Source organism: Fusobacterium perfoetens ATCC 29250 (genome assembly GCF_000622245.1).
GTDB classification, from domain to species: Bacteria; Fusobacteriota; Fusobacteriia; order Fusobacteriales; family Fusobacteriaceae; genus Fusobacterium_B; species Fusobacterium_B perfoetens.
This window is the reverse complement of record NZ_JHXW01000004.1, coordinates 120,536-133,454: the sequence shown is the minus strand read 5'-3', so window position 1 is coordinate 133,454 and position 12,919 is coordinate 120,536. Positions and strand designations below refer to the sequence as shown.

General features: G+C 26.8%; 13 protein-coding genes and 1 riboswitch. Of the genes, 5 read left to right on the top strand and 8 right to left on the bottom strand.

All coding sequences use genetic code 11. The annotated features are described in order from the left end of the window. Positions 1-3: 3 nt before the first annotated feature. The 7 genes from gpmI to T364_RS0101910 form a co-directional block, all read right to left on the bottom strand. Complete coding sequence (gene gpmI, locus T364_RS0101940; protein ID WP_027128073.1) at positions 4-1,521, bottom strand: 2,3-bisphosphoglycerate-independent phosphoglycerate mutase; 1,518 nt, start codon at positions 1,519-1,521, stop codon at positions 4-6. 33 nt (positions 1,522-1,554) lie between these two features. Continuing rightward, positions 1,555-2,310, bottom strand: a complete 756-nt coding sequence (tpiA, locus tag T364_RS0101935) for a triose-phosphate isomerase (RefSeq protein WP_027128072.1) — start codon at positions 2,308-2,310, stop codon at positions 1,555-1,557. A 122-nt stretch (positions 2,311-2,432) separates the two neighbouring features. After that, positions 2,433-3,035: a hypothetical protein gene (locus T364_RS0101930; protein ID WP_027128071.1), complete on the bottom strand. Its 603-nt coding sequence runs from the start codon at positions 3,033-3,035 to the stop codon at positions 2,433-2,435. Next, the gene (locus T364_RS10315; RefSeq protein ID WP_051532604.1) at positions 3,019-3,690 is read right to left on the bottom strand and encodes a ComF family protein; all 672 of its coding nucleotides are present in this window, start codon (positions 3,688-3,690) and stop codon (positions 3,019-3,021) included. Before T364_RS10315 ends, T364_RS0101930 begins: the two co-directional genes overlap by 17 nt. Beyond that, positions 3,662-3,880 carry a zinc ribbon domain-containing protein gene (locus T364_RS0101920; protein ID WP_027128070.1) on the bottom strand — a complete coding sequence of 73 codons (219 nt, stop codon included), beginning with the start codon at positions 3,878-3,880 and terminating at the stop codon, positions 3,662-3,664. The genes T364_RS10315 and T364_RS0101920 overlap by 29 nt, the downstream gene beginning before the upstream one ends. Next, on the bottom strand, positions 3,864-4,238 hold the full coding sequence (locus T364_RS0101915; protein ID WP_035945204.1) for a YraN family protein: 375 nt from the start codon (positions 4,236-4,238) through the stop codon (positions 3,864-3,866). The genes T364_RS0101920 and T364_RS0101915 overlap by 17 nt, the downstream gene beginning before the upstream one ends. An 18-nt stretch (positions 4,239-4,256) precedes the next feature. After that, positions 4,257-4,865: a ribonuclease HII gene (locus T364_RS0101910; protein ID WP_027128068.1), complete on the bottom strand. Its 609-nt coding sequence runs from the start codon at positions 4,863-4,865 to the stop codon at positions 4,257-4,259. Positions 4,866-5,032: 167 nt separating this feature from the next. Beyond that, positions 5,033-5,206: riboswitch (Lysine riboswitch) on the top strand. 155 nt (positions 5,207-5,361) lie between these two features. Here T364_RS0101910 and T364_RS0101905 point away from each other — a divergent pair. Then, positions 5,362-6,759: a Na+/H+ antiporter NhaC family protein gene (locus tag T364_RS0101905; protein WP_051532611.1), complete on the top strand. Its 1,398-nt coding sequence runs from the start codon at positions 5,362-5,364 to the stop codon at positions 6,757-6,759. 87 nt (positions 6,760-6,846) lie between these two features. On the opposite strand, the gene T364_RS0101900 is transcribed toward T364_RS0101905, so the two are convergent. Continuing rightward, the gene (locus tag T364_RS0101900; protein ID WP_027128066.1) at positions 6,847-7,389 is read right to left on the bottom strand and encodes a flavodoxin family protein; all 543 of its coding nucleotides are present in this window, start codon (positions 7,387-7,389) and stop codon (positions 6,847-6,849) included. Positions 7,390-7,554: 165 nt separating this feature from the next. On the opposite strand from T364_RS0101900, the gene T364_RS0101895 reads away from it, so the two are divergent. The 4 genes from T364_RS0101895 to T364_RS0101875 all read left to right on the top strand — a co-directional run bounded on the left by T364_RS0101895 (position 7,555) and on the right by T364_RS0101875 (position 12,910). Then, a complete protein-coding gene (locus T364_RS0101895; RefSeq protein ID WP_027128065.1) occupies positions 7,555-8,940 on the top strand; it encodes an APC family permease in 1,386 nt (461 codons plus the stop codon). Between the two features lie 2 nt (positions 8,941-8,942). Next, the gene (locus T364_RS0101890; RefSeq protein ID WP_035945203.1) at positions 8,943-10,574 is read left to right on the top strand and encodes an amidohydrolase; all 1,632 of its coding nucleotides are present in this window, start codon (positions 8,943-8,945) and stop codon (positions 10,572-10,574) included. Between the two features lie 209 nt (positions 10,575-10,783). Then, positions 10,784-11,512: a DNA/RNA nuclease SfsA gene (gene sfsA, locus T364_RS0101885; RefSeq protein ID WP_027128063.1), complete on the top strand. Its 729-nt coding sequence runs from the start codon at positions 10,784-10,786 to the stop codon at positions 11,510-11,512. A gap of 333 nt (positions 11,513-11,845) precedes the next feature. Further along, positions 11,846-12,910: a branched-chain amino acid aminotransferase gene (locus tag T364_RS0101875; RefSeq protein ID WP_027128062.1), complete on the top strand. Its 1,065-nt coding sequence runs from the start codon at positions 11,846-11,848 to the stop codon at positions 12,908-12,910. Positions 12,911-12,919: the final 9 nt, after the last annotated feature.

The window sequence follows — 12,919 nt, the reverse complement described above, 5'->3', positions numbered from 1 at the left end:
TTATTATTTAACTAAATTTTCTCCATCCATTTCTACAGGTTTTTCAATTCCTAATATATTTAACATAGTAGGAGCAATATCTGCTAATTTACCATCTTTTAAATGAATATTTTCTGTATGATTAGATACATAAATAAATGGTACTTTATTGATTGTATGAGATGTGAATGGAGCTCCTGTTACAGGGTCTACCATAAGTTCAGCATTTCCATGGTCAGCTGTAATTAATAAAGTTCCATCTAATTCAAGAATTTTTGTAGCCACTTTTTTAACACATTCATCAACAGCTTTTATAGCTTTTTCAGTGGCTTCAACAACACCAGTATGTCCAACCATATCAGGATTTGCAAAGTTTACAATGAAAACATCATATTCGTTACTATTTAAAGCTTCTATTAATCCTTCAGTAACTTCATAAGCTGACATTTCAGGTTTTAAATCATAAGTTGCTACCTTTGGAGAAGCAACAAGTTTTCTAACTTCTCCTTCATATTGAGTTTCCACTCCACCATTAAAGAAGAAAGTAACATGAGCATATTTTTCAGTTTCAGCAGTTCTAAATTGTTTTAAACCAGCTTTAGAAATAACTTCTCCAAATGTATTTTTAATTTCTTCATCAACATATATAACTGGAGCATCTATTGTAGAGTCATATTGTCTCATACAATATACTTTAACTGGAGCTATATTTCTTTCGAAATATGAAAACTCTTTATCATTTAAAGCTCTTGTAATTTGTCTAGCTCTATCAGGTCTAAAGTTGAAGTTTATAAATACATCTCCCTCTTTAATTAATCCTTCTTTATCAATTATTGAAGGTTCAACAAATTCATCTGTAATTCCTTTATCATAAGAAGTTTTTATAGCTTCTTCAACAGAAGAAAATTCTAAACCATTTCCAATAGTCATATTATCATAAGCTCTTTTTGTTCTATCCCAGTTTTTATCTCTGTCCATAGCAAAGTATCTTCCTGAAATAGTAGCTATTTTTCCATAGTTTAATTCAAACATTTTTTCTTCAACTTGTTTTAAATATCCAGCTCCTGAAGTAGGAGGAGTATCTCTACCGTCTAAGAAAGCGTGTAAGTACATAATTACACCTTCTCTTTTTCCCATTTCTAAAAGTCCATAACAATGTTCAAGATGAGAGTGAACTCCACCATCAGATACAAGCCCTCCAATATGAACTCTATTGTTATATTTTTTAGCATATTCAAAAGCTTCTTTTAAAGTTTTAATTTCAAAGAAAGTTCCATCTTTAATATCTTTACTTATTTTTACTAAAGGTTGATAAATAACTCTTCCAGCTCCAATATTTAAATGTCCTACTTCTGAGTTACCCATTTGTCCAGCAGGTAATCCAACATATTCTTCAGAAGCATTTAGTTGGGAATTTGGATAATTTTTTAAAAGATTCAAAAAATATTCTGGATGTGCATTTTTTATAGCATTAACACATGTATCACATGTACTTATTCCCCATCCATCTAGTATCATTAACATTAATGGTTTTTTTATCATCATTTTTCCTTTCTATATTTTTGTATAAAATAATTATAAAGCTGCTTTAATAATGTCATAGAAATCAGTTGCTTTAAGAGAAGCACCTCCAATTAATCCACCATCAATATCAGCTTGAGCTAATAATTCTTTAGCATTATTTGGTTTCATAGAACCACCATATTGAATAGTAATTTCATTAGCAACTTCTTCTCCAAACATTTCAGTAAGTTCTTGTCTAATAGCTTTATGAGTTTCTTGAGCTATTTCTGGAGTAGCTGTTTTACCTGTTCCTATTGCCCAAACTGGTTCATAAGCTACAACTATTTTTTTAGCTTCTTCTCCAGTAAGGCCAGCAAATCCTCCTCTAATTTGAGTTTTGTTAACTTCATCAGTTCTTCCAGCTTCTCTGTCTTCTAATTTTTCTCCAATACAAAGAATAGGAGTCATTCCATGAGCTAATACAGCTTTTACTTTTTCGTTTATAAATTCATCAGATTCTTTAAAATATTCTCTTCTTTCTGAATGTCCTAATATAACATATTCAACACCTAAATCTTTTAACATAACTGGTGAAACTTCTCCAGTGTATGCTCCTGAATCTTTAGGATATACATTTTCAGCTGCTATTTTAACATTACTTCCTTCTACTGCTTTAACAGCATCAGATAAAGCTGTAAATGGAGCTCCAATTACTATTCCAACAGAATCTACTCCTTTAACAAGTTCTTTTAATTCTGTTAACATTTCAACAGCTTCTTTGTTAGTTTTATTCATTTTCCAGTTTCCTGCAATTATTGTTTTTCTCATAACTAAATCCTCCTAAATATTTTTATCTTAATAACTAATTTTATCACATTCTAAAAAAAATTTCTAATTTTGTATAAGTTAATAAATAAATATTTTTTGATTAATTTTTATCCGTTATTAATTTAATTGCTATTATTTGATGATTGTTCTTCTAAAATAATATCATTTTTATAATTTTCAATATTCTCACTTAAAAGAGATAACATATCAGAAATTTCGAATTCTAAAATATCAAAAGCTGTTTCATAATCTTCTTGAGTTAAAGCCTTTATAAGTGAATTGTAACTTTCTTTAAAATCATCTAAAAACTCATTATATCCAAAATATAGATAATCTACATAGGTATTTTCTTTTAAACTATATAAAAGATTTAAAGTCCAATTTAAAAAACTTAATATCTCATTCATTTTCATATCATATGCTATTTCTTCAAGTTCAAATTCTTCTAAAGCTTTTAAGCTTTTAAAATATTCTTCTATATATTCTTCTAATAAATATAAAGAATGAAATAAAATATTTCTATGACTTTTTGTATAAATCTCTATTAAAGATACTTTTGAAATATCAACAATAGAAGTAGTAGTTAGGACCACTCCATCAACTACAATTTTTTCTAATATTTTATCTTCTCCTTTAAGTTTTTTTGTGATTTCATTTATAATTTCACCAAAACTACTATATTGTTTATCTAAAAGATATTCTTTATTATCAATTAATATTGTCATGATTCTCCCCAAAATTATATTTTTTAAAACTTGATGCCATAGAAAAAGAAAAAATAGTTATAGATTTTACTTTTCCTTTACTTTTAATTTCTTTTTTTAATTCGTTTATGGTATTTCCAGTTGTTATTATATCATCTATTATTAAAATATTTTTATTTTCCACTTGAAAAGGAATATAAAAAGCTTTATTTATATTAAATTTTCTTGAATTTTTATTCAGTAAATGACTCATATGTTTTGTATTTTTTATTCTCTCTGCCTCATAATACTTTATATTTAAAATATCTAAAATATAAGATACTTGATTAAATCCTCTTGAAAAGAATCTTTTCTTATTTAAAGGTATGGGAATAATTATATCTATATTATTTTCTTCAATTACTTTTTTTAAATTTTTTTCTATAAGTTTTGCTAAAAAAAATCCAATATATTTTCTATTTTGAAATTTATAATTTTTTATTAAACTTCTAAAATATTTATTATAATTAAAAATATAATAAACATTATCATATTTTTTTAAAGAATTATTTTGTAGAAAAATATCTTTACATTTTTTACAAATATATATTTCATCTTCAAATAAAATGCTGTTACAAACACTACATCTATTGTTAAATAAAAATTTTCTAAGGTGTTGGTTTAGGCTCTGGAACATTTTTCACCTTCTTAAGTTCTTTATTAACAACTTTAGCAGAATAAATTTCTGTATATCCACAGTCTGAACAAATTTTTAGATAGTAAGTTCCAAATTCAACTTTTAATTTTGAATCTTTTTCAGGAAAAATAGCTGTTTTTACATAATAATCGCTACTTCCACATTTTGCACATCTAAAATCCAATTTCATCACCCCACAATATATTTTCAATCCAACAACATTTATTATTTTCATCAAATGCTATTGCATCAAATCGGATATCAAAATTTTGCAGTTTATTTATTGTTATAAATTCATTGGCACTTAAAAAAATTCTTTTTAGTTTTTGCTTAGAAATAGCTTCAAAACCATTTCCAAATTTTTTGCTACTTCTTTCTTTTACTTCTACAAAAATAATTAAATTATCTTTTCTTAAAATTAAATCTATTTCTCCAAAATGTGAATAAAAATTTTTTTTAATTAATTGAAATTCTTGAGCTTCTAAGAATTTTAATGCTAAATTTTCAAAATAATCTCCTTGAGTTCTTTTATTTAAAAATTTTTTCATTTTAAACCTGATTTTTTATTAAAAATTAGATAAAATTTTTTTTAAGAAAGTTTTTCTATGAATTTTTAAAGGACCTTTTTCTAGTAAAATTTCTCTATGAAGTTTTGTTCCATAACCTTTATGTTTTTCAAAATGATATTCAGGATATATTTCAGAAAATTTTAACATTATTCTATCTCTTGTTACTTTAGCTATTATAGAAGCTGTAGCTATTGATAAAGATTTTCCATCACCTTTTATAATACATTCTTGATTTCCATCATAATTTTTTATTAATTTATTTCCATCTACTAATACAATATCATAATTGATATTTTGACTTTTAATATCTTCAATAGCTCTGTTCATTGCTAAAAAAGTGGCATTTAAAATATTAACTTCATCAATTTCTTCTACAGTAGCTATTCCAATTCCAACATCACAAAATGTTAAAATTTTTTCAAATAAATTTTCTCTTTTCTTTTCTGTTAATTTTTTTGAATCATTAATTTCTTCAAAAAAATCATGATACTCATTTATTTTTACAGCGGCTGCTACTACAGGACCAGCTAGTGGGCCTCTTCCAGCTTCATCAACACCTAATATTATTTTTCCTTTTTCAATATCAAATTTATATAATTCACTCATTTTATCTCCTAAATAATTTTATATGAATTTAATTTTATTATATTCTTCTCAAAATAGGTTCATATTTAATTATAACATTCATAGAAAGAAAAATAAATAAGAAAATGAAAAACAAAATTGACAATAAATATAAAAAATGTTATCATGTATATTGGACAATTTAATATTTTAGAGGTAGAGGTTGCAAAAAACATTATTAAATAATAGGAGCTTAGCAAGCATAGATTATTATTGAAAGGGAATTTTGCCGAAAGGTTTAAAGAGCTAACTTTAGACACTTGGGATTATAGAGAATATCTATAAGACTGACATTAGTTTACTAGTGTAGAGCTATCAATTAGATTATAAATTATATAGTTTATTTTATATTTTCTGCCTTATATTTTAATAATATAAGGCTTTTTTTATTGAGGAGGATTAAGTGACAAATAACGAGAGAAGAGGGATTTTTATAGAGATACTAAAATTATCTCCTATTGTTTTATTGGGAATTTTAATGGTTGGAATAAAATTAGACTTTTTAATAGCAGCTCCAATTTCAACTATATATGTAGCAATAATTGCTTGGTTAACTGAAAAGTTTTCTTTTAATCAAATTGTAGAAAAAGCTGTAAATAGTGTAAAAGAAATTCAATTAGTATTTTTTATTTTGATGTTAGCTTATGCTATGGCTGAGGCTTTTATGGCTAGTGGTGTAGGAGCTTCAATAATTATTATGTCATTAAATTTAGGACTAACAGGAAAAACTATAGCAGTTACAGGAATAATTGTCACAAGTATTTTATCAATTACAATAGGAACATCTTGGGGAACTTTTGCAGCTTGTGCTCCTATATTTTTATGGTTAAATCATATAGTTGGTGGAAATATTCTTTTGACCTTAGGAGCTATTGCTGGTGGAGCTTGTTTTGGTGATAATATAGGACTTATTTCAGATACTACAGTTGTAAGTTCTGGAATACAAAAAGTAGAAGTTATACATAGAATAAGACATCAAGGAGTATGGTCTGTAGGGTGTCTTATAGTTGGAATAATAACTTTTTATGTAGTGTCAGTTATGTTGGGGTTACCAAATATAAGTGGAAATGTAAATGATGCTATCAATCAAATTCCTGATAACGTTTGGGAAGTTTTAAAAACAGAAAGAGAATCAGCAATTATTCTTTTAAATCAAGTAAAAGAGGGAGTACCTTTATATATGTGTTTACCTCTAATTTTTGTTTTAGTATCAGCAATAAAAGGTTTTCCAACTTTAGCTTGTCTTTTTATAGGAATTATTAGTTCTATGGTATTTGGATTAATATCAGGAACAATTCCTAATATTTCAGAATTTTTAGATTTAATGTATACAGGTTTTTCAAGTGCTGGAGCTAGTGTTATTATAATGATGATGTGGATAACAGCCTTTGGTGGAATTATGGGAAGTATCAATGCATTTGAACCATTATCAAGAATAGTAAAGAAAATTTCTAGAAATGTAAGACAATTAATGTTTTATAATGGAGTTTTTTCAATATTAGGAAATGTTGCTTTAGCTGATGAGATGGCTCAAATAGTTACTATTGGACCAATAATAAAAAATTTAGTAGATGAAAATGTAGAAGGGACAGAAGAAGAAAAATATAAATTACGTCTTAGAAACGGATGTTTTAGTGATGCTATGGGAGTTTTTGGGTCTCAATTTATTCCTTGGCATACTTATACAGTATTTTTTACAGGAATAGCTTCTGTTGTTTATCCTCTTTATGATTTTAGACCAACAGATATTATAAAATATAATTTTCTTTCTATAATAGTTGTAGTTTCTATACTTATTTTAACTTTAACAGGATTAGATAAATTTATTCCATTATTTAATATTCCTGAAGAACCAAAAGTAAAATTAAAAAAATAAAGTTTTTATAATTGATAAATTTTTTCTTCATAATAAAAATAAAAAGGATATTATAAAAATACAATATCCTTTTTATTTTATTAAAATTTAGATTTTTTTCCAAAAATCTTTTAATTCAGTTATTTTAGTAGTATCTTTTAATATATCTCCTTTTTCATAAGCAGAAATATCTATGTTTCCAACAAAATCCCATTTTAAATATTCACAAATACATTTGAATTGTCTTTTAATAATATCATATTCTTCATCACTTAATTCAGCAGCTCCAACAGTAATTAATCCTATTTTTTTAGATTTTTGAGGTAAGAATTCTCCTTTCATATATATTCTATCTATAGCTGCTTTCATTTGAGAAGTTATTCCCCACCAATAAACTGGAGAAGCAAAAATAATTACATCAGATTCAAGAATTTTTTCAGCTACCATTTGTCCATCATCTTTTGTGATACAATTCCCACCAGATGTTTTACAATAGTTACATCCTAAGCAACCTTTTATTTGTAATTTTGGAAGATTAATAGTTTCTATTTCACCTTTTATATTTTTTTCTACCTCTTCTTTTAAAACTTTTAAAGCTACTTCTGTATTTCCAGCAAGTCTTGGACTTCCGTTTAATAGTAATATTTTCATTTTTTATCCTCCTAATAAAAGTTTTCTACCCATATTTTATATTTACCCCTTTTTCATTATAAAGTCAAGAAAAATTTAATCTAACTACTATAATATTAATTCTTGACAATAAAAAGAATATATACTATACTTTATTTTAATTAAATAAAAGAGGGGGTAGTTTTTATGAACGAACAAGAGAGAATAAAAAATCTAACCTCTGAGGAAACTCAATTTAATAGAGAAATTGGAGTTTTTGGGGGAGTTAGTATTATTGGAGGAATCATGATAGGGTCAGGAATTTTCTATCTTGGTTCTTATGTTTTAGAAAGAGTTAATATGAATTTAGGATTAGCTCTTTTATGTTGGCTTATAGGGGGATTAATCTCTTTAATGGCTGGACTTTGTTATGCAGAGTTAGGAACTTTAATGCCTAAGGCTGGAGGAAGAACTGTATATTTAACAGAGGCCTTTCATCCAATTGTTGGATTCCTAACAGGATTTACAGATTGGGCTATTGGAGGACCAGGTTCTGTAGCCAGTATTGCTATTGCCTTACCAACAGCTTTAAGAACTTTTTTTGATATGAGTGATTTTACAATAAAAATAATTGCCATAATCCTTATAGTTGTATTAACAATATATAATTGTTATGGAGTTAAAGGTTCAAGTTGGCTTCAAAATGCTTCAATGGTAGCAAAATTAATACCTATTTTATTAATAATGTTTGTGGCTATTTTTGTTGGAGATGTAAAACCAGATTTTTCTTTAGCTAGTGTATCAACAGCTGTTGAAACTAGTGAAAGAGGTTTAATTGGAATGATAGCTTTTGCTGTTGTGGCTACTTTATGGGCTTATGAAGGATGGACAAACTTAAATACTTTAGCTGAAGAAATAAAAAATCCAAAAAGAAATTTACCTCTTTCTTTAATATTTGGTATAGGTGGAGTAACTTTACTTTATGTATTTTTTAACTTTGCTATATTTAAAGTTCTTCCTCATGAAGAAATAGTATCTATGATAGGTAGTGGAGATTTTTATTTAGGAACAGCTGTAGCTAAAAAAGTTCTTGGAAATATAGGAGCTTCAGTTGTTGTTATAGGAATGGTATTAGCTATGTTTAGTGCTCTTAATGGATTAATAATGGCTCAACCTCGTATGTATTATGCTATGGCTGTAGAGGGACATTTCTTCAAATCTTATGCTTATTTACATCCAAAATATAAAGTGCCAACAGTTGCTATAGTTATTCAAGGAGTTATTTCTGTAGTTTTAGTTTTATTACGTAACTTAGAACAATTAACAATTTTAGTTGTATTTTCAAGTATGATATTTAGTTTCTTATCAATAGTAGCAGTAATGAGATGTCGTAAAAAATATCCAAGCTTAGAGCGTCCTTATAAAGTTTGGGCATATCCAGTATCTGTAATAATAACAGCAGTGATTTTCTTAGGGCTAGTTATTAATACATTTATAGAAGATACAACAAACTCTATATTAGGAACTTTAGTTTTAGTAGTTGGAGTATTTTTCTATATGTATTTTGATAAAAAATTAAAAAAAGGTGAGTAATTATGAGTACACAAACTTTAATATTTAATGGAAAAGTTTATCTTGAAAGAGAAAAATTTACAGAAGCTATTCTTATAGAAGATGGAATCATAAAAAAAGTTGGAAAAAAAGAGGAACTTTTACCATTATGTTTAGAAGATTGTAGAAAAATAGATTGTGAGGGAAGAACAGTAATTCCTGGATTAAATGATTCTCATTTACACCTTATACAATTTGCTGAAGTATTACAAGAAGTATCTATTTTTGATTGTACTTCAGTAGAAGATTTAGTTGAAAGATGTATAAAATTTAAAAAAGAAAATCCTGAATTAACAAAACATTGTATCCATGCTATAGGTTGGAATCAAGATTATTTTCCAGATAAAAGAATACCAACAAGATTTGATTTAGATAAAATTTCCACAGAAATTCCAATTATATTAGAACGTGTTTGTGGCCATATATTATCAACAAATACAAAAGCAATAGAATTATTAGAAATTGATGGAAATTCACCTCAATGGCCTGGTGGAACTTTTGTGATAGGTGAAGATGGATATCCTAATGGAGTATTCACAGAAAATGCTTGTAACTTTGTAAAAAAACTTATTCCAGATTATACAATGGAAGATAGAGAAAGAATGCTTATAAAAAGTATGAAACAAGCAGTTGCTTATGGGCTTACAAGCGTACAAAGTAATGATATAGGAACAACAATAGTAAAATCAATAGATGAACATTTTGCAATGTTTAAAAAATTATTTAAAGAGGGAAAAGGTCTTCTTCGTTATAGACATCAAGTTTGTTTTACAAATATAGAGGAATTTAAAAAATATGTAACAGATGGAGAGTTTACTAGAGATGGATATTCAGAAGAAAATTGGATAACTTTAGGACCTTTGAAACTTTTTAAAGATGGAAGTTTAGGAGCAAGAACAGCTCTTATGTGTAAACCATATAATGATGATCCTTCAACAATAGGAGAACATTTTACAACAACTGAAGAGATGGAAGAATATTGTGCTATAGCTAAAGAACATGGAATTCAAGTTGTTACTCATGTTATTGGAGATAGAGCTATAAAGGAAACAATAGAATGTTATAAAAAAGCTTTTGTTGATGGTAAAAATAAATTAAGACATGCTTTAGTTCATTGTCAAATTACTGATAAAGAGATGCTTGAAGATATTGCAAAATCTGGAATACTTGTTATGTATCAACCAATATTCTTAGATTATGATATGAAAATAGTAGAGGATAGATGTGGAAAAGAATTAGCTTCTACTTCATATGCTTTTAATACTCTTGACAAATTAGGTGGAAAAATATCTTATGGAACAGATTGTCCAGTAGAATCTTGTAATCCATTCCCAAATATTTATTCTGCTGTAACTAGAAAAGACTCTAATGGACAACCTATAAATGGATTTTATCCTGAAGAATGTGTAGATGTTTATACAGCAATAGATGCCTATACAATAGGTAGTGCTTATGCTGAATTTTGTGAGGATAGAAAAGGAAGAATAAAAGAAAATTATTATGCTGATATAGTTATATTAGATAAAGATATATTTACAGTTGACCCTATGGAAATTAGAAATATAAAACCTATTATAACTATGGTTGGTGGAAAAATAGTTTATTCTCAAAAATAAAAGTAAAAAAGACTGTTGGAAAATTTACAACAGTCTTTTTTATAAAAATATTAGTTTTATTTCATTTATTTTAAAGAAATAATTATATTTCAATAAATTATTTCCTATTTATTGAATTATTTCATAGATTATTCAAATTTTATTTCATATTTAACAATTATAAAATATAATTTTTTATGATAAAATATAAAAAAACTTATGGAGGTAAAATGGAAAAAGTTATATATGAAATTGAAATAAATGAAATAGGAAGTTTTTTAGAAAGACCTAATAGATTTATTTCAAAAGTAGAATTAAAAAATAAAGATATTGTAACAGTTCATGTACATGATAGTGGAAGGATAAAAGAGTTACTTTATGAAGGAAATGAAGTTTCTCTTAGAAAAGCTAAAGATTTAAGTAAAAGAAAAACAGAATGGGATTTAATTTCAGCTAAAGCTCCTGATGGAGAAGATATTCTTTTAAATTCATCTTTTCATAGGTATATTTCAGAAAATATTTTAAGAGATTTTTCAATATCACCTTTTGGAGAAGTGGATTTAGTAAAAGCTGAAGTAAAAAATGGACATAGTCGGCTTGATTATTATTTAGAAAAAAATGGAGAAAAAATTTGGGTTGAAGTGAAAGGAGTTTCACTTTCAGAAAATAAAATAGCTATATTTCCAGATGCTCCATCTGAAAGAGCAGTAAAACATTTAGAAACTTTAATGGAAATTAAAGAAAAAGGGGAAAGAGCAGCAGTAATGCTTTTAATTTTTAGAGATTCTCATAGTTTTATACCAAATTATAAAACAGATAAATCATTTTTTGAGACTTTTTATAAGGCTATAAGTAAAGGTGTAGAGGTATATCCTATTCAATTAAAGCTAAAAAATGGAAAAATATCTTTTATAGATAAAAAAATTAATGTTATTTCTAAAGAAAATACTATATTTTAAGAAAAAAATACTAAAAAATTAAAAAAAATAAAAAAAATTAAAAAAACACTTGATTTTTTTAAAAGAATGTTTTATACTTTACGCAAGAAAACTTTAAGGAGGGTTATATGTTTAAACTACTTAGCATAATATTTGTCATAAGTATAATAAATCTGATATTTATGAATATCAGAAGTTTTGACGTACAAAAAATAAATGCTAAGAGTTGTTTGGTGTAACCATTTTTTACTAGGGATAAAATAATAAATTTTATATAAAAAATTAAGTAAAAAATATTAAAACAGCCTTGGCCAAGGCTGTTTTTTTTATAGACATTACAAGGAGGAAAGTTTTATGGAAATCAGAGTTGAAAGAGTTAAAGAGTTAAAGGAGAAACCAGACCAAAACAAATTAGGATTTGGAAAATATTTTACTGACCACATGTTTTTAATGGATTATTCAAAAGAAAAAGGATGGCATGATGCAAGAATAGTTCCTTATGGACCATTATCTTTAAGTCCAGCTTCATTTGTTTTACATTATGCTCAAGAGGTATTTGAGGGATTAAAAGCTTATAGAACAAAAGAGGGAAAAGTTTTATTATTCCGTCCTGAAATGAATGCTAGAAGAATGCAAAAATCTTGTGAAAGACTTTGTATGCCAGAGTTTCCAGAAGATATGTTTGTTGAAGCTATAGAAAAATTAGTTGAATATGAAAAAGAATGGATACCATCAGCAGAGGGAACTTCTCTATATATTCGTCCATTTATGTTTTCAACAGAAGCTACAGTAGGAGTTCACCCAGCAAGTAATTATCTATTTGCTATAATTTTATCTCCTGTAGGAAATTATTATCCAGAAGGAGTTAGTCCTGTAAAAATTTATGTTGAAGAAGAATTAGTTCGTGCTTGTAAAGGTGGAACAGGATTTACAAAATGTGGAGGAAACTATGCAGCTAGTATCCTAGCTCAATACAATGCTCAACAAAAGGGATATACACAAGTTCTTTGGTTAGATGGAGCTGAGCGTAAATATGTAGAGGAAGTTGGAACAATGAATGTTATGTTTTTAGTTGATGGAGAAGTTTATACTTCACCTATTGATGGAACAGTTCTTCCAGGGGTAACAAGAGATTCTTGTATTCAACTTTTAAAAGATTGGGGATATAAAGTACATGAAGAACATTTCACTATTGATTTCTTAATGGAAGCAGCAAGAAATGGAAAACTTCAAGAAGCTTTTGGAACAGGAACTGCAGCTGTAATATCTCCAGTAGGAGAATTATTCTATAGAGGAGAAACTGCTGTTATTAATGATTTTAAAACAGGAGCTTTAACTCAAAGATTATATGATACTCTAACAGGTATTCAATGGGGTAAACTAGAAGATACAAAAAATTGGACAAGAGAAGTTAAATAAGAGAGGTAT

What these genes read in the sequence shown, in the direction of transcription:
- gpmI (WP_027128073.1), bottom strand. Translation starts at nt 1,521, where the DNA reads ATGATAAAAAAACCATTAATGTTAATGATACTAGATGGATGGGGAATA.
- tpiA (WP_027128072.1), bottom strand. Translation starts at nt 2,310, where the DNA reads ATGAGAAAAACAATAATTGCAGGAAACTGGAAAATGAATAAAACTAAC.
- T364_RS0101930 (WP_027128071.1), bottom strand. Translation starts at nt 3,035, where the DNA reads ATGACAATATTAATTGATAATAAAGAATATCTTTTAGATAAACAATAT.
- T364_RS10315 (WP_051532604.1), bottom strand. Translation starts at nt 3,690, where the DNA reads ATGTTCCAGAGCCTAAACCAACACCTTAGAAAATTTTTATTTAACAAT.
- T364_RS0101920 (WP_027128070.1), bottom strand. Translation starts at nt 3,880, where the DNA reads ATGAAATTGGATTTTAGATGTGCAAAATGTGGAAGTAGCGATTATTAT.
- T364_RS0101915 (WP_035945204.1), bottom strand. Translation starts at nt 4,238, where the DNA reads ATGAAAAAATTTTTAAATAAAAGAACTCAAGGAGATTATTTTGAAAAT.
- T364_RS0101910 (WP_027128068.1), bottom strand. Translation starts at nt 4,865, where the DNA reads ATGAGTGAATTATATAAATTTGATATTGAAAAAGGAAAAATAATATTA.
- T364_RS0101905 (WP_051532611.1), top strand. Translation starts at nt 5,362, where the DNA reads ATGGTTGGAATAAAATTAGACTTTTTAATAGCAGCTCCAATTTCAACT.
- T364_RS0101900 (WP_027128066.1), bottom strand. Translation starts at nt 7,389, where the DNA reads ATGAAAATATTACTATTAAACGGAAGTCCAAGACTTGCTGGAAATACA.
- T364_RS0101895 (WP_027128065.1), top strand. Translation starts at nt 7,555, where the DNA reads ATGAACGAACAAGAGAGAATAAAAAATCTAACCTCTGAGGAAACTCAA.
- T364_RS0101890 (WP_035945203.1), top strand. Translation starts at nt 8,943, where the DNA reads ATGAGTACACAAACTTTAATATTTAATGGAAAAGTTTATCTTGAAAGA.
- sfsA (WP_027128063.1), top strand. Translation starts at nt 10,784, where the DNA reads ATGGAAAAAGTTATATATGAAATTGAAATAAATGAAATAGGAAGTTTT.
- T364_RS0101875 (WP_027128062.1), top strand. Translation starts at nt 11,846, where the DNA reads ATGGAAATCAGAGTTGAAAGAGTTAAAGAGTTAAAGGAGAAACCAGAC.